Below are 17,472 nucleotides of genomic sequence, written 5' to 3'. Positions count from 1 at the left end.
AAGTTTTATCAACCTAAAAATAAACAAATTCTTATGAAACAATTAAGCATATTTATTTTTACTGCTATTACCTTTGTAGCCTGTAAATCACCTTCAAAAAAAGAAGCAATTATGACCTCATACCCATCAACCAATAAGGTAGACACCGTAACCAATTATTTTGGTACAACTGTAGCAGACCCATACCGCTGGTTAGAAGATGACCGTAGTACAGAAACAGAATCTTGGGTTAAAGAGCAAAATAAAATAACCTTTGGGTATTTAGATCAAATTCCGTTTAGAGAAAGCTTAAAACAAAGACTAGAAAAACTATGGAATTATGAAAAATTAGGTGCACCTTTTAAAGAAGGAGATTACACTTATTTTTCAAAAAATAATGGATTACAGAATCAATCTGTAATCTATAGAAAAAAAGATGGCGAAGAAGAGGTTTTTTTAGACCCTAACAAGTTTTCAGAAGATGGTACAACATCATTAGCAGGTTTAAGTTTTTCTAAAGATGGTTCTTTGGCAGCGTACTTAATATCTGAAGGTGGTAGCGACTGGCGAAAAATTATTGTTTTAGATGCAAAAACAAAAACCGTTGTAGAAGATACTTTGGTAGACGTAAAATTCAGCGGCTTATCTTGGAAAGGTAATGAGGGTTTCTTTTACTCTAGTTATGACAAGCCAAAAGGAAGCGAGTTGTCTGCAAAAACAGACCAGCACAAACTATATTACCATAAACTAAAAACACTACAAAGCACAGACGAGCTGGTTTTTGGAGGCACACCGGAAGAAAAACATAGGTATGTTGGCGGTAGTGTTACCGAGGATGGTAAATATTTACAAATTACAGCAGCAGTATCTACATCTGGTAATAAATTATATTTAAAAGATTTAGAAACTAATGAGGTAAAAACAGTAGTTGAACACACAAAATCTGATACTTATGTAATAGATAATGTTGGCACTAAACTATATGTAGTAACCAATTTAAACGCACCTAACCAAAAGGTAGTTGTTACAGATTTTAGTAATCCCACACCAGAAAATTGGGTAGATTTTATACCAGAAACAGATAATGTGCTTACAGCAGGTACTGGTGGTGGTTACTTTTTTGCCAATTATATGGTAGATGCTATATCTAAAGTATTACAATATAATTATAAAGGAGATTTGGTACGTACTATTGAGCTTCCGGGTGTTGGTACAGCTTCAGGTTTTGGAGGTAAAAAAGAAGAAAAAGAGTTTTACTTTTCTTTTACCAACTACAATACACCAGGATCATCTTATAGCTATAACGTAGAAACAGGCAAATACAAACAATATTGGAGTCCAAACATAGATTTTAATTCGGATGATTACGAGTCTAAACAAGTATTTTATGGTTCTAAAGATGGCACAAAAATACCAATGATAATTACCTATAAAAAAGGATTAGAACTAAACGGTAAAAATCCAACTATACTTTATGGTTACGGTGGCTTTAATGTAAGCCTAACCCCTAGTTTTAGTATTAGTAATGCTGTTTGGATGGAGCAAGGTGGTGTGTATGCTGTTCCCAATTTAAGAGGTGGTGGCGAGTATGGTAAAAAATGGCATGATGCTGGTACAAAACAACAAAAGCAAAATGTTTTTGACGATTTTATAGCGGCAGCAGAATACTTAATAGAAAATAAGTACACTACACCAGAATATTTGGCACTTAGAGGTGGCTCTAACGGTGGTTTATTGGTTGGTGCAACAATGACGCAGCGTCCAGATTTAGCTAAAGTAGCACTGCCTGCAGTAGGTGTTTTAGATATGCTGCGCTACCATACATTTACAGCAGGTGCTGGTTGGGCTTATGACTACGGGACAGCAGAAGACAACAAAGAAATGTTTAATTATTTATTAGGCTACTCACCAGTGCATAACGTTAAAAAAGGGGTAGCATACCCTGCAACTTTAATAACTACAGGAGACCATGATGATAGGGTTGTGCCTGCACACAGTTTTAAGTTTGCGGCAGAGTTACAAGAAAAACAAACTGGGGCTAACCCAACATTAATTAGAATAGATATTAATGCTGGTCACGGAGCTGGTAAATCTACCGAAGCTATAATTAATGAGCAAGTAGATGTGCAAGCATTTACATTATTTAATATGGGATATAAAGAGTTGCCAAATAAGGCAGTTTTAAAAGATTTTAAAGAATAAGAACTATTAATTTCAAAAAAATCCGTTTCTTACTAGAAACGGATTTTTTTATCTATTTATGTTACACGTAAACAATATATCATTTTCATACAACACAACGCCAGTTCTAAAAAACATAGACTTTACAGTAAATGAAGGCGAATACCTGGCAGTTTTAGGAGAAAGTGGTAGCGGAAAAAGCACACTTTTAAAAATTATATACGGACTTCTTCAATTAAAGGAAGGAACTATTTTTTGGAAAGACAACCAAGTTTTAGGGCCAGATTACAATTTAATTCCAGGGGAAAAGTATATGAAATACCTATCTCAAGATTTTGATTTAATGCCTTTTATTACGGTAGAAGAAAATGTGAGTCAGTATTTATCTGTGTTTTATCCAGAAGAATTAAAGGCTAGAACCCAAGAGCTTTTAGAAATGGTAGAAATGACCAGTTTTGCTAAAACAAAAGTGAAATTGTTAAGTGGTGGGCAACAACAGCGTGTGGCTTTGGCTAGAGTATTGGCACAAGAACCAGAGTTGTTATTGTTAGACGAACCTTTTAGTCACATAGATAATTTTAGAAAAAATAGTTTACGTAGAAGATTATTTAGCTATTTAAAGCGTAAAAAAATTACTTGTATTGTTGCTACTCATGACGAGAAAGAAGTGTTGCCATTTGCAGATAGGATATTAGTAGTAAAAGACCAAGTTGTTTTAGCAAATCAAAAAACAGAAGACCTATACAACAACCCAAAGTCATTATACATAGCAAGTTTATTTGCAGAGGCAAACCTTATCCCTGTTTCTACTATAAAAGAGGATGCAGAATCCCAAAAGTATATAATTGTATATGCACATGAATTTAAAGTATCTGAAACTTCTGGAATAAAAGTACGTGTAATTAATTGTTATGCAATGGGCGCTTATTATTTAATGGAAGGTGTAACGGAGGAGCAAAGCTTATTTTTTACGCATCCTAAAAGTATAGAAGTAGGCAAAAAAGTGTTCTTAAATGTTTCTTTAGAAACACTAAATAAAAGAATAGAATAAGGTTTTGGATACAGCACAGATAGTACAGGAGTTGCAATTTAAAGCAGTGCGTAGTAGTGGTGCTGGTGGCCAGCACGTAAATAAAGTGTCTACTAAAATAGAGCTTACGTACGATTTGCAAAACTCTACGGCAGTTACAGATAAAGAAAAAGAGCGATTGTTACTAAAACTAAGTAACAGACTCACAAAAGAAAATGTATTGTTGTTGCAATGTGATGATTCTAGGAGTCAGCATAAAAATAAAGAACTAGCAATAAAACGTTTTTTAGAACTAATAAAGTCGGCTTTAGTGGTGCCTAAAAAGCGTAAAAAAACAAAGCCATCTAGATCTGCTATTGAAAAACGATTGAACACTAAAAAGAAATCGGCCTTAAAAAAAGCAAACCGTAAAAGACCAAGTTTAGATTGATATAATTTAAAACAACAGCGTAAAAACAGTTTCTTGGTTTGGAGTACTTCTTAATTTTAAGCTTCCGCCGTGTAGCCTTAATATTTGTTTAGACAAGCTAAGGCCAATTCCGGTTCCAGTATTTTTGGTTGTAAAAAACGGAATAAAAATCTCATCTATTAACTCTGGAGGTATACCAGGGCCATTATCTGCAACGGTAATAAATTTTTCGTTTTCATCTGTAACGCCTGCAGTAACTATAATTTTCCCGTTTTCTTGTTCGCCTATAGATTGTACTGCATTTTTACACAGGTTTAAAAGCACCTGTGTAATTTGTTTTTCATCTATAAAAAAGGCTAAATTTTCTGCAGTTAAATTAGAGGCAAAATTAATATTGGTATTCTGGTTTTCTTGGTCTACCAAAACAAATACTTTGTGAATTAAATCTTGTGCTTTTACAAGACTTTTATCTGGTGATGGAATACTTAAAAAGCTACGGTAACTCTGTACAAAATCCATTAAGTTATTTCCTTGTTCTTTAACAACGGCTAAGCCTTTAGAGGTATTTTGTATGTGCTTTTCGGTTAATTCTTCAAGAGGTATTAGACCGTCTTCTTTTTTGTAATAATTTAAAATAGATTCAGATATTGATGTTATTGGCGCTATGGTATTCATAATTTCATGCGTTAAAACACGAATTAATTTCTCCCAAGAATCTGCTTCTTTTTCTTCTAACTCTCTTTGTATGTCTTGCACAACTACCAATAGTAAATTTTGGTTGTCTAGTGTAACGGTAGTAGATTTTAAAGTAAGTTGTATTCTTTCCCTTTCGTTGGTTAACTCTATTAATTTACGCTGAAAAGGCTCTAGTTTGGCAAATAAATTATACAAATTAGTATCTACTTGCTGTAATTGTTTAATGTGGTTTAGTGGTTTGTAATTTAGTAAATGCTCTACTTTAGGGTTGGCAAAAAGTATATGCCCCTTATCATTTATGGTTAAAATACCAATATCTGCGTGCTTAAGTATTTCCTGATAGTATTTTTCCTGAACCTGATTTTTTACGTGTATTTTATGTATCATAGCATTAAGCATATTAAGACTACGATTTAGTTCTTTTAAAGATTTTACATTTTCGTACTCAGGAAAACGTAGTGTAAAATCTTCATTTTTTATAGACTCAAAAAAATACGCAATTTTACGGTTGGTATGGTTTACGTAATTAATTAAAAAAACGGTAAGCAAAATCAATGCAATAAAAAAAGCACTAGAAACTATGTAATTTTTTTGTAGGCCAAAATAGGCTAGTCCAACAGCAGAAAGTGTAATAAAAACAACCCTTAACACTAATTGAAAATAGAAGCTTTTACTCGCCATTTCCTGTTTTTTTAATTTTGTTATATAATGTTTGTCTAGATATACCCAATTGGTTAGCAGCGGCACTATAATTACCATCGTGCTTTTTTAAAGCATCGTTAATCAATAGCAATTCCATTTCAGATAAGGTAACATTAGTAGTATCTAAGGTAGGAGTTCCCTTCTCATTTAAAATAAAATCTGTTGGTTTAAGCACATTTCCATCGCATAAAATAACAGCTCTTTCCATAGTGTGTTGCAATTCTCTAATATTACCAGGCCAGCTATAAGCAAGTAATTTTTCTTGAGCCTGATTATTAATACGCAAACCAAGTTTACCATATTTAGACATAAATTTATTTAAGTAAAAATCTGCCAAAATTAGTATATCTCCATCTCGTTCTCTAAGTGCAGGTACTTGCACGTGTATGGTATTAATACGGTAAAGTAAATCTTCTCTAAATAAACCATCTGCAACCATTTTTTCTAAATTGCAATTGGTAGCACAAACCAACCTAATATCTACGGGTATTGGTTTGTTAGAGCCTACACGTACTACAACACGGTTTTGTATGGCAGAGAGTAGTTTAGCCTGAGTTTGTAAGCTTAGGTTACCAATTTCATCTAAAAATAACGTTCCGCCATTGGCAGCTTCAAACTTACCAGCTCTGTCTTCTTTGGCATCTGTAAAAGCACCCTTTGTGTGTCCAAAAAGTTCACTTTCAAACAAAGTTTCAGATATAGAGCCCATATCAACACCAATAAAAACCTCATTTTTACGGTTAGATAAGTTGTGTAACTCTCTTGCAATTAATTCTTTTCCTGTTCCGTTCTCACCAGTAACTAGTACATTTACATCGGTCTTAGCTACTTTTTGCACCAAGTTTAATACAGATGTTAATGCTTTAGAGTTGCCAATAATGTAATTTTTATTTTGGTTAATAACCTGTTTTAAAGAACTTTCTTTCTCTTTTAGTTTAGAAACTTCTTTTTGAGATTTACGTAATTGGTAAGCAGATTTTAATGTTGCAAGTAGCTTGTCATTATTCCATGGTTTTAAAATAAAATCTGTAGCCCCTTCTTTTAAAGCTTGTACAGCAAGGTCTATTGCGCCATAGGCTGTCATCATAATAACAGAAATATGCGGAGCTCGCTTTTTAATTTCTCTGTTCCAGTACAAACCTTCATTACCGGTATTTACACCGGCAGAAAAGTTCATATCTAACAATACTATGTCATAGTCAGCTAAATTTTTAAAAGAAGACAAAAGGTTAGGGTTTCCTAAGGTATCTACTTTTTCATATTCAAACTGTAATAAAATTTCTAAAGCACTTAATACACTTTTATTGTCATCTACAATTAATACTTTACCTTTTTGCATTATAAAGTTGTTTGGGTTGAGGAAGGTTTATGCAATAAAACTACAAATGATATATATTACAATATTAAATGTGTAAAAAAATTAGACATTATTTGTATATATATTTTACACTTACATTTTCCTTGGGCATTAGTTTTGTTTTTAAACGCTTGTTTTTTAGGTATTTATGTTTTTGGCACAACAATGGTTTTAGTTTTGGCACACAATAAAAGTTATGAACGTAAAAATTAAACATATTCTATTTTTGGTACTCTTGGTAAGCTTACCAAGTAGTGCACAACAAAGCTGGTCTTTAGATGAGTGTATAAACTATGCTATAACGCATAATTTAGAATTAAAAAATCAGGAGTATACGGTTGCATCTAGCAAAGAAACACACAAGCAAGCCGTACGTAATTTGCTGCCAATTATAAATGGTTCTGCAAGTTATGATATTAGGTATGGTAGGTCTGTAGATCCAAATAACAATAATATCATAGACACAGATTTTTTCTCTAACAATTATAATTTAAATTCTTCTTTAGATATTTTTAGAGGTTTTCAGAGAATAAATAGTATTAAAGCAACAAAGTATATTTACAAAGCAGTGCAACAAGATGCACAGCAACAAAAATACTTGTTAGCATTTAGGGTAATGTCTGCCTTTTATGACATTCGTTTTTTTGAAGGAGCCTTAGAAATTGCCAAAGAGCAAGTAAGTATATCAGATACCAATTATGCATTTGTAAAAAAACAATTGGAGTTAGGTTTAATTGCTAAAGCAGATTTGTACGAGGCAGAATCTGTTTTATTAACAGATAAGTTAGCTGCAACACAAGCAGAAAACCAATTGGCTGCTGCAAAACTAAATTTAATTCAAGAAATGAATTTAGAAAACGTGTCTACCATAACCTTAAAAGCAAATGCCTTAGACCTTAAAAAGGAAACCGATGCTACATTACAAACTAATAGTGTGTATACAAAGGCACAAACATTTTTGCCTAGTATAAAAGCAGGGCAATTAAAGGTAAAGGCTGCACAAAAACAAGTAGCTATTGCTAGAGGAAGCTTATACCCATCATTATCTTTATTTGCTGGCTATGGCACAGGTTATTATGAGACTAATACAGACGAAATAACAAACGAGATAATATCATTTAAAAATCAAATAAGAGACAACGCATCTAGGTCTATAGGTTTGTCTATGAACATTCCTATTAGTAACAAATGGTCTGGTAGATCAGAAATTAAACAACAAAAAATAGCGTTGCAACAGGCAGAAAATAATTTAAAAATACAAGAGCAAGAATTGTACAAATTAATACAACAATTGGTACAAGAAAAAAATGCTTTAGAAGTAGAAAATTTACAAAGTTTAAAAAAATTAAAAGCGCAAGAACTAAGTTTTTCAATAGCACAAAAAAGGTACGAAAAGGAAATGATTTCTGCGGTAGAACTATACCAAGCAAAAGTACTATATACCACAGCACAAAACGAGAATTTACAAGTACAAATAAGATTAAAAGTAAACCAAAGTACATTAGATTTTTACAACGGATTACCAGTATTTAACATCAACTAATAAGAACAATATAGATGGATATTCAACTAGAAAAGAAAAAAGGATTACGCCCAAAACACTACGCATACATTGCAATTGGGCTAGTAGTAGCTTTTGCAGCATATAAATTAATAGGCAGTAGTTCTGTAGCTACGTTTAGAACAGAAAAAGACAAATTATCTATTAGTGAGGTTACGCAGGGTAAGTTTGATGATTACATAACCATTAACGGTAGCGCAGCACCAATAGCAACTATTTATATGGATGCTTATGAAGGTGGTAGAGTAACCGAAAAACTGATAGAAGAAGGTGCAATGGTTAAAAAAGGAGACATTATTTTAAAACTAGAAAACAGTAACCTTTACGAGCAAATTTTAGCTAGTGAAAGTAACTTAGCACTAAAGCAAAACGATTTAAGATCTACCAAATTAACCTTTGACTCTAGGCAAGTAGAAGGGCGTAAATCTTTAGCTACAGCATCTTACGAGCTAACACGTTTAAAACGTAATTACGAGCAAAACCAAGAACTATATAAGGACGAATTAATCTCTAAAGAGGCTTTTTTAACTGCAAAAGAAAATTACGAATTATCTTTAAAGCAGCACAACATAGTAAAAATACAAACAGAGCAAGATGATAAAATGAGAAAAACCTCATTGGCTGGTTTAGATACAGATTTAAACAGAATGCAAAAAACTTTATCTATGGTTTATGAGCGTTTAGACCATTTAAATGTACGTGCGCCAGCAGATGGTCAACTAGGGTTTTTAGATGCAGAAATAGGGCAAAGCATAAATCAAGGTCAGCGTATAGGACAAATAAACGTGCTAACAGATTATAAAATAGAAGCAGAAATAGACGAGCATTATATAGACCGTGTAAAAAGAGATTTAAACGCCTCTTTTGAGCGCAACGGCAAAACATACAACTTACGTTTACGTAAAGTGTACCCAGAGGTTCGTGGTGGTAAGTTTAAAGTAGATTTAGTTTTTACAGCAGAAAAACCAGAAAATATACGTGCAGGACAAAGTTTTAATGTAAAACTACAATTAGGAGCCTCATCAGATGCGCTTTTAATATCTAAAGGTAGTTTTTTCCAAAGTACAGGTGGCCAGTGGATTTTTGTAGTAAACCCAGATGGTACAGAGGCATTAAAACGTAACATAAGAATAGGAAAGCAAAACTCTAAATATTACGAAGTTCTAGAAGGGTTGCAAGCTGGTGAAAAAGTAATAACCTCTAATTATGACACATTTGGAGAGGCAGAAAAAATAGTTTTAAAATAGGGTGTTCCCTTCGGGCGGGCTTTACGTTGCAATCTTTTTTTAAAAAAATAAAAAAGGATTTACACTACAATCCCTAACACAAGATATAATCACATAAAAAAAATCAATCAACAAAATGATACAAATTAAAGACCTTAAAAAAAGTTTTAGAACAGAAGAAGTAGAAACCCTTGCGCTAAACAGTGTAAACCTAAATGTGGGTCAAGGAGAGTTTGTTGCCATAATGGGGCCATCAGGTTGTGGCAAATCTACCTTACTAAATATAATAGGTATGTTAGACAACCCGTCAGAAGGTAGTTACCAATTTGCAGGCCATGAAGTAGGAGGCTTAAAAGAAAACCAACGTACCGGTTTGCGCAAAGGCAACTTAGGTTTTGTTTTTCAGAGCTTTAATTTAATAGATGAACTTACGGTTTTTGAAAACGTAGAGCTACCACTTATCTATTTAAAAATGAACAAGGCAGAGCGCAAACAAAAAGTAAGAGAAGTTTTAGAGCGTATGAAAATTGCACACAGAGAAAAACACTTTCCGCAGCAATTATCTGGAGGACAGCAACAACGTGTAGCCATTGCCAGAGCAGTAGTTACAAACCCAAAACTAATACTTGCAGATGAGCCAACAGGTAACCTAGACTCTAAAAACGGAATAGAGGTAATGAACCTGTTAACCGAGTTAAACCAAGAAGGCACAACTATAGTAATGGTAACACACTCAGACAGAGACTCGCATTACGCGCACAGGGTAGTAAACCTTTTTGACGGCCAAATAGTTACAGAAAGTCACAACAAACCTTTTGAGGCAGTAGCTTCAAAATAAGTAGAGTTCATCATCAATCAAAATCATCAATCAATCAAAATAGCCAATCACCATGTTCAAAAATTATTTTAAAATTGCGTTTAGGAGTCTATTAAAAAATAAAGGCTATAGTTTTCTTAATATTTTTGGGTTAGCAATGGGCATTACCTGCGCCAGTCTTATTTTTTTATGGGTAGAAGATGAGGTAAACTACGACGCCATTTTTCCTAATAAAGAACAGGTGTATTATTTGCCAACAAATCAACAGTATAATGGTGAGTGGCGTACATTTAGCTCTACACCGGGACCTTTGGCAGAAGCTTTAAAAAAAGAAGTGCCAGGCATAGTAAATGCAACAAGAGTTAGGGATGAAGAGCATCTTTTTACCATTGATGAAAAATCGTTTTACAAAAAGGGATATTACGCAGATATCGACTTTATAAACATATTTAGTTTAAAATTTATACAAGGTAATGTACAAACGGCCTTTAGCAGTACAGATGCAGTAATACTTACTAATGAAACGGCATCACAATTTTTTGGTGAAGGTAATAATGCAGTAGGCAGAGTTTTAAAAGTAGACCAAACAACAACCTATACGGTAACTGGCGTTGTAGAAGATTTTCCAGAAAATGTTACCGTAAAGTTTAATTGGCTGGCTCCTTTTGAGCCATATGCAAAGGATAAAGAGTATTTACAAGAGTGGGAAAATAACTCGGTAGAAACTTATATACAACTTACCAAAAATGCAGATGCGGCTGTTGTAAATACTACCGTAAAAAAGTTTTTGCAAACTAAAGCAGAAGATAGTGATACCTATGCTTTTATGCATAGTATGCTAGATTGGCGTTTACGTGATAATTTTGAAGGTGGTGTACAAGTAGGAGGCAGAATAGTGTATGTAAATTTATTCTCTGTAATTGCTTGGATTATTTTAGTAATTGCCTGTATTAATTTTATGAATCTTTCTACGGCACGCAGTGCAAAAAGAGCTAACGAGGTTGGTGTGCGTAAAGTTTTAGGTGCTGGTCGTAAACGCTTAATTTTTCAGTTTGTAGCAGAATCTTTAGTCATATCTACAATTGCTACATTGGTAAGCGTACTGCTTATATTTTTGGTGTTGCCGCAGTTTAATATCATAATAGAAAAACAATTGGTAATGGGGTTAGCTAACCCTTTACATTGGTTGGTTTTACTTGGTATAACTGTTTTTTGTGGTGTTTTTGCAGGTTGCTATCCGGCATTTTATTTGTCTTCATTTTTGCCAGTAACTGTTTTAAAGGGTATAAGTAGCAATCAAAAAGGATCTGTTTTTATTAGAAAAGGATTGGTTGTAACCCAGTTTGCAGCATCCATCATATTAATAATTTGCACTATAGTGGTGTATAAGCAAGTACAACACGTAAAAAACAGACAGTTAGGCTACAACAAATCTAACCTTGTAACTATGCACGTAAGAGGTGATATGGTTAAAAATTATACCGCTATAAAACAAGATATGAAAGCTACAGGGTTCATAAGCAATGTAGGTTTAAATAGCTACAATACTTTATCTATTGGTAATAACGGGTCTGGAGCAACTTGGTCTGGTATGGCAGATGAAAATAGTGAAATGCTTATATCATTTAGATACATAAATTCAGATTTTCTATCTACTGCAGGAATGGAAATTATTGATGGTAGAAATTTTAAAGAAAATCAAGATATAGACAGCGTAAATTTTATAATAACAGAGTCATTTGCAAAACTTATAGATCCTGTTTCGGCAGTAGGTAAAAGCATTTATTTTGGAGAAGATAAATACAATGTTGTTGGTGTAGTTAAAGACTTTTTATATGGTGATATGTACGGGAAGAGCGATCCTGTAATTTTTCTTAATGCACCTACAGAGGCGCAATATATGTATGTGCGTATTGCTAAAACTGCAGACACTAAAAAGGCAATAGCGGCAATGGCAAGTGTTATGCAAAAACACAATGCAGCTTTTCCGTTTGAGTATGAGTTTGTAGACGATGCGTTTAACCAAAAGTTTAAAAGTGAAATGTTGGTAGGTACATTATCTAAACTGTTTGCAATATTAGCTATACTTATTTCGTGTTTGGGTTTATTTGGTTTAGCAGCATACACATCAGAACAAAGAAGTAAAGAAATTGGTGTGCGTAAAGTTTTAGGTGCTAGCGTAGCTAATATAGTAAACCTACTTTCTAAAGATTTTATTAGGCTAGTACTATTGTCTATTGCTATAGCCATACCGCTGGCTTGGTGGGCAATGTCTAGCTGGTTACAAAGTTATGCTTACCGCATAAATATACAATGGTGGATGTTTGCTTTGGCAGGCTTAGGGGCCATTACAATTGCTATGCTAACTGTAAGTTTTCAGGCAATAAAAGCAGCTGTAAATAACCCTGTAAAAAGCTTACGAACAGAGTAAAAAATCATCAATCAAAAAAATAAAAAGTTATGTTTAAAAATCAATTAAAAATAGCGTGGCGTAGTCTTAAAAAAAATCCGTTACAAACAGGTATAAATATTCTTAGCCTTACCGTAGGTACAATATGTTGCTTAATTATAATATCTTATGTTAACGCACAATTTGGGTATGATACGCACCATAACGATGTTGCTTCTGTATACAGAATACGTACTAAAATAAAAACAAAAGGCAATAACAGTATAAATGCAGACGTAGCTACAAGTAGTCCGCCAATAGCTTTTGCTTTAAAAGAAGATTTTCCTGAGGTGGTAGATGCTTGTAGAGTTGTTTATTTTGGTTCTGGAGAAGAAGCGCTTATTCGTAACCCCAAAAACAACCAAAGTTATTATGAGAGTAAGGGGTATGTAGCCGATTCTACTTTTTTTAAATTTTTTAATTATACAGCTGCAGAAGGTAATTTAGCCACAGCCTTAGAAAAGCCAAATAGTATTGTTTTATCTAAAAAATTAGCTTCAAAATTATTTAAAAATGAAAATCAAATTATAAATAAAACATTGGTTATTGGTGCAGGAGAAGATCAATTTAATGCAACCATTACTGGAGTTTTTAATGAACCAGCTAACCCAACTCACTTAAATCCTAATTACATACTGTGCATGAACTCGCCTGGTATTGGCGAATATGCTAATAACATAACTAATTTTGCAACACAAAACTTTGCATATACTTATATTAAACTTGGTGCCAATGTTAGTAAGGCTAGTTTAGAAAAAAAGTTGCCACAGTTTATGTTAGATCGTGGAGGAAACGATTTAGCTGATATGGGTTTTGATAAAAAATTGTTACTACAATCTGTTACAGATATTCATTTACACTCTAAAGGAATAGATAAGCAAATTGAAGAAGTTTCTAACATTGAATATTTGTATGCCTTACTATTTTTAGCCTTTATAGTACAACTAGTTGCCTGTGTAAATTTTATAAATTTAAGTACAGCCAGAGCTAGTAAAAGAGCAAAAGAAATAGGTGTTAGAAAAGCCATTGGAGCGCAAAAAAGCTCATTGGTACAGCAATTTTTAAGTGAGTCTATTTTAATTGCATTTTTAGCAGTATTTATTAGTATACCTATAGTTTTATTATTGCTTCCGGTTGCTAATGTATTAACAGGTGGCAACATAGAGCCAGAACATATATTAAACCTTAAAATTTTATTGTTGTTGGGGTCTATGGGCTTTTTAACAGGCTTAATAGCAGGTGTTTATCCGGCATTGGTATTGTCTTCATTTAAACCGTCTAAAGTGCTAAAAGGGGCAACAGAACTACAATCTAACAATGGTTTGTTAAGGCGTGGTTTGGTTGTTTTTCAGTTTGTAGTATCAATAGTTTTAACAGTAAGTGTTATAATAGTATCACAACAACTAAAGTTTGCCAAGCAAAAAGATTTAGGCTTTAACAAAGACAATTTGTTAGCAATACGTTTAGGAACCCAAGAATTACAACAAAACTATAGTGCCATACAATCACAGTTACAAGGAGTACCTGGTGTTAGTTCTGTTACAGGGAGTAACAATTATCCATCTAGATCTATTATGGGCGATTTGGCAATGCGTTTACCTAGTCAGGATGATGATAACCTAACTTCTGTATATTACAATGGTATTACTCCTAATTATTTAGAAACAATTGGCACTAAAATTATTAAAGGTCGTAAGCTTAGAGCAACAGACTCTACAGGTATATTGGTAAATATGGCAACGCTAAATGCTTTTAATATTGATATAGAAAACGCCTTAGCAGCAAAAATTATAAGTAGTTATGGTAGTGAAACAGAAGAATATGAAGTAGTAGGTGTAACAGAGAATTTTCATTTTGAAGATTTTAAACAAGCAATTTCTCCTATGCTTATATATAGTGAAACAGAACCAGATTGGATAGTTGCTAAGTTAGAAACCAACAATTTAAAAGTGCTGTTAAAAGAGTTAGAGGCTAGTTGGAAAAAAGTGAATCCGTACGCACCATTTGAGTATGTTTTTGTAGATAAAGAAACCGAAAAGTTATACGCAGAAGAACAAAAATTATCTAAAATATCTATAGTATTTACCATTTTAGCCATTTTAATTAGTTGTTTGGGATTATTTGGCTTGGTGTCTTACGTTGCAGAACAAAAGAAGAAAGAAATAGGGATACGTAAAGTTTTAGGTGCTAGTGTAAATTCTGTGATACAGCTACTTACTAAAGATTTTTTAAAGCTGGTATTGGTTGCATTTGTAATTGCAGCTCCTATAGCTTATTACTTTATGCAAAACTGGTTGCAAGATTTTACCTATAAAATAGAAATTAAATGGTGGGTGTTTTTAATAGCAGGTGGTTTTGCATTTTTCATAACAATTGTAACTGTTGGTTTTCAGTCTATAAAATCTGCAATTGCTAACCCAGTAAAAAGCTTACGAACAGAATAGTTTTTGTAGCGTATAAAATATTGACATAAGATGTAAATATTTTTTACAGTTTACTTTTTTTAAAAATCAAAACATTACGTAAGTTACTTTTAATTAGTTGTTTATGATTTTGGCACAGAATTAGAATATTAGTAAGCATCAATCAAAAAACGAACAGTAAAGAATAAAAATTATGTTTAAAAATCAATTAAAAATAGCATGGCGTAATTTAAAAAATAACCTGTTTTTTACATTTTTAAATGTATTTGGCTTAGCAGTGGGTGTTGCAGGGGCGCTACTAATTGCATTATATATTTATGATGAACTTAGTTATGATACAATGTTTGCAGATGAAGCACTAATTCATAGAATAAATGCGGATATAAAATTTGGAACATCTTCTAATAACTTAGCTGTTGTAACGCCACCAATGGCATCAGTTTTAGAAAAAGAATACTCAGAAGTGCAGCTAGCAACAAGGTTAAGAGGTTGGGGCGGTATGTTGGTGCGCCAAGCAAATTCTACTAAAAATATAAAAGTTAACGGTAATGCTTTTGCAGATCCTTCTTTTTTTAAAATGTTTGGTTTAGGCTTATTGCAGGGTAATACAGAAACAGCATTGCAAGAGCCAAATACTATTGTAATTAGTAAATCTACAGCAAAAACACTTTTTACAGAAGAGCAAGTAGTAGGTAAGCAAATTGTTTTAGATAATGATGAGGTATATATGGTAACAGGAGTTATTGAGGATTTTCCTAAAAACTCGTTTTTAAGAGATTATAGTATGCTTATGTCAATGTCCAGTAACCCAAATGCAAAAGAAGTTACTTGGGGGAGCAACAATTTTAGCACTTTTATAAAGTTAAACCCTAACACCAATATAGCTAGTTTTAATAAAAGGTTGCAAAATGTATTTACAAGTTATGTTGTACCCTATGCTCAAAAAACATTTGCACCTACAATGACAATAGAACGCTTTAAAAGCGAGGGTAATTCTTATGTTTTTAGCACTATACCGCTACGTAAAATACACTTACACTCAGACCGTGTAGCAGAATTAAATCCAAACAATAACATACAAAACATTTACATTTTATCATTTATAGGCTTGTTTTTAGTGGTCTTAGCAAGTGTAAATTTTATGAATCTTTCTACAGCTCAATCTCTTAAAAGAGCTAAAGAAGTTGGTGTGCGTAAAACATTAGGCTCCTCCAAATACCATTTAATAAAACAATTTTTAATAGAATCTGGTTTGGTATCTTTTATAGCTTTAATTTTTGCTGTTTTACTCACCTATTTAGCATTGCCATATTTTAATGCTTTAGCAAATAAAAGTATAGAAATTCCTTTTATAAATCCGTTTTTTTGGATTTCACTTTTGGTTTTTACACTGTTTTTAGGATTACTTTCTGGTAGTTATCCAGCATTTTTTATGTCTAAATTTAAACCAGTAAAAGTATTAAAAGGAGGAGGTAAAACAACAGGTACTGGCGGAAAACTAAGAAACGGATTGGTAGTTTTTCAGTTTGCAATTTCGGTATTTTTAATGGGCAGCACATTGGTAGTTTTTCAGCAATTACAATACATAAAAGGGAAAGATATTGGTTACACCAAAGAACAGGTTTTGGTTATAGATGATGTATATGCTGCTGGTGACCAAGTAACATCTTTTAAACAAGAAATAGAAAAACTAGCAAGTGTAAAAAGTGCATCACTTACAAGTTTTTTACCAACGCCATCTAACAGAACAGACCAATCTTTTACGGCAAAAGGAAGAGCTGTTGAAGATGCTGTAGTACAAATGCAAAAATGGGATGTAGATGAAGATTATATTTCTACATTAAATATAAATTTAGTTGCAGGAAGAAATTTTAACCCTCAGTACAAAACAGATTCTACTGCTATTATAGTAAATGAAACAACATTAAACAGATTGGGAATTAACCCAACGGATGCTATTGGAATGGCATTGGTAGATGATTCTGATGCTATAGAATATAAGGTTATTGGCGTGGTTAAAGATTTTCATATCTCTACATTACGTAACACAATAGACCCAGTTAGCTTTAGGCTAAGTCGTAGAGTAAGTAGCAAATTAGTAGTAAAACTAAGTCAAGGAGATTTTGCTAAATCTATAGCAAGCATAGCAGGTTTATGGGCTAATGTAGCCTCAGAACAACCATTTAATTATTATTTTTTAGACGATTCTTTTAATGATGTTTATAAAGCAGAAGAGCGCTTAGGTAAAATATTTATTGCTTTTACCATTTTATCTATACTAATAGCTTGTTTGGGACTATTTGGCTTAGCAACATTTAATGCAGAAAAGCGAATAAAAGAAATAGGAGTACGCAAAGTGCTAGGAGCAAGTATAAGTAACATTGTATACAAATTAACTTTAGATTTTTTAAAGCTAGTAGCAATAGCTATAGTAATTGCTATACCATTGGCTTGGTTTGCAATGACAAAATGGTTAGAAGATTTTTCATACCGAATAGAAATTAACGGATGGTCTTTTATTTTAATTGCAGTGTTGGTGCTTGCAATTTCAATTATTACGGTAAGTTACCAAAGTATAAAAGCAGCAATATCTAACCCAGTAAAAAGCTTACGAACAGAATAAATTCATCAATCAAAAATAA

The 17,472-nt window shown here is 32.9% G+C and carries 11 protein-coding genes; 9 read left to right on the top strand and 2 right to left on the bottom strand.

Features of this window, described 5'->3' with window-relative positions:
• The first annotated feature begins 33 nt into the window (after nt 1–33).
• Genes BFJ87_RS12805 through arfB form a run of 3 tightly spaced genes read left to right on the top strand, consistent with a single transcriptional unit; the run spans nt 34 to nt 3,620 of the window.
• Nucleotides 34–2,181, top strand: a complete 2,148-nt coding sequence (locus BFJ87_RS12805) for a prolyl oligopeptidase family serine peptidase (protein WP_077405235.1) — start codon at nt 34–36, stop codon at nt 2,179–2,181.
• A 58-nt stretch (nt 2,182–2,239) separates the two neighbouring features.
• Nucleotides 2,240–3,211, top strand: a complete 972-nt coding sequence (locus tag BFJ87_RS12800) for an ABC transporter ATP-binding protein (protein WP_077405232.1) — start codon at nt 2,240–2,242, stop codon at nt 3,209–3,211.
• A gap of 4 nt (nt 3,212–3,215) precedes the next feature.
• Entirely contained in the window at nt 3,216–3,620 is a 405-nt protein-coding gene (arfB, locus tag BFJ87_RS12795) for an alternative ribosome rescue aminoacyl-tRNA hydrolase ArfB (RefSeq protein WP_077405228.1), read from the top strand.
• 6 nt (nt 3,621–3,626) lie between these two features.
• Here arfB and BFJ87_RS12790 read toward each other — a convergent pair whose 3' ends face one another.
• Nucleotides 3,627–4,976: a sensor histidine kinase gene (locus BFJ87_RS12790; protein WP_077405225.1), complete on the bottom strand. Its 1,350-nt coding sequence runs from the start codon at nt 4,974–4,976 to the stop codon at nt 3,627–3,629.
• Nucleotides 4,966–6,336: a sigma-54-dependent transcriptional regulator gene (locus BFJ87_RS12785; protein WP_077405222.1), complete on the bottom strand. Its 1,371-nt coding sequence runs from the start codon at nt 6,334–6,336 to the stop codon at nt 4,966–4,968. The genes BFJ87_RS12790 and BFJ87_RS12785 overlap by 11 nt, the downstream gene beginning before the upstream one ends.
• A gap of 214 nt (nt 6,337–6,550) precedes the next feature.
• On the opposite strand from BFJ87_RS12785, the gene BFJ87_RS12775 reads away from it, so the two are divergent.
• From BFJ87_RS12775 to BFJ87_RS12750, 6 genes are all read left to right on the top strand, one after another.
• A complete protein-coding gene (locus BFJ87_RS12775) occupies nt 6,551–7,897 on the top strand; it encodes a TolC family protein (RefSeq protein WP_077405216.1) in 1,347 nt (448 codons plus the stop codon).
• 14 nt (nt 7,898–7,911) lie between these two features.
• Nucleotides 7,912–9,162 carry an efflux RND transporter periplasmic adaptor subunit gene (locus BFJ87_RS12770; RefSeq protein WP_077405213.1) on the top strand — a complete coding sequence of 417 codons (1,251 nt, stop codon included), beginning with the start codon at nt 7,912–7,914 and terminating at the stop codon, nt 9,160–9,162.
• Between the two features lie 115 nt (nt 9,163–9,277).
• Complete coding sequence (locus tag BFJ87_RS12765; protein ID WP_077405210.1) at nt 9,278–9,979, top strand: ABC transporter ATP-binding protein; 702 nt, start codon at nt 9,278–9,280, stop codon at nt 9,977–9,979.
• Nucleotides 9,980–10,031: 52 nt separating this feature from the next.
• Nucleotides 10,032–12,389, top strand: coding sequence for an ABC transporter permease (locus BFJ87_RS12760; RefSeq protein WP_077405207.1), 2,358 nt, complete (start codon nt 10,032–10,034; stop codon nt 12,387–12,389).
• A 29-nt stretch (nt 12,390–12,418) separates the two neighbouring features.
• A complete protein-coding gene (locus BFJ87_RS12755; RefSeq protein ID WP_077405204.1) occupies nt 12,419–14,851 on the top strand; it encodes an ABC transporter permease in 2,433 nt (810 codons plus the stop codon).
• A 172-nt stretch (nt 14,852–15,023) separates the two neighbouring features.
• Complete coding sequence (locus BFJ87_RS12750) at nt 15,024–17,453, top strand: ABC transporter permease (protein ID WP_077405201.1); 2,430 nt, start codon at nt 15,024–15,026, stop codon at nt 17,451–17,453.
• Nucleotides 17,454–17,472 lie beyond the last annotated feature (19 nt).

The sequence above is a fragment of the Cellulophaga omnivescoria genome, assembly GCF_001999725.1.
In the GTDB taxonomy this organism is placed as follows: domain Bacteria; phylum Bacteroidota; class Bacteroidia; order Flavobacteriales; family Flavobacteriaceae; genus Cellulophaga; species Cellulophaga omnivescoria.
The sequence above is the reverse complement of the archived record's forward strand: the minus strand, read 5'-3'. Positions and strand labels throughout refer to the sequence as shown.

Coding starts and splice junctions, on each gene's coding strand:
- BFJ87_RS12770 (WP_077405213.1), top strand. CDS start 7,912: ATGGATATTCAACTAGAAAAGAAAAAAGGATTACGCCCAAAACACTAC.
- BFJ87_RS12800 (WP_077405232.1), top strand. CDS start 2,240: ATGTTACACGTAAACAATATATCATTTTCATACAACACAACGCCAGTT.
- BFJ87_RS12755 (WP_077405204.1), top strand. CDS start 12,419: ATGTTTAAAAATCAATTAAAAATAGCGTGGCGTAGTCTTAAAAAAAAT.
- BFJ87_RS12805 (WP_077405235.1), top strand. CDS start 34: ATGAAACAATTAAGCATATTTATTTTTACTGCTATTACCTTTGTAGCC.
- BFJ87_RS12750 (WP_077405201.1), top strand. CDS start 15,024: ATGTTTAAAAATCAATTAAAAATAGCATGGCGTAATTTAAAAAATAAC.
- BFJ87_RS12760 (WP_077405207.1), top strand. CDS start 10,032: ATGTTCAAAAATTATTTTAAAATTGCGTTTAGGAGTCTATTAAAAAAT.
- BFJ87_RS12765 (WP_077405210.1), top strand. CDS start 9,278: ATGATACAAATTAAAGACCTTAAAAAAAGTTTTAGAACAGAAGAAGTA.
- BFJ87_RS12775 (WP_077405216.1), top strand. CDS start 6,551: ATGAACGTAAAAATTAAACATATTCTATTTTTGGTACTCTTGGTAAGC.
- BFJ87_RS12790 (WP_077405225.1), bottom strand. CDS start 4,976: ATGGCGAGTAAAAGCTTCTATTTTCAATTAGTGTTAAGGGTTGTTTTT.
- BFJ87_RS12785 (WP_077405222.1), bottom strand. CDS start 6,336: ATGCAAAAAGGTAAAGTATTAATTGTAGATGACAATAAAAGTGTATTA.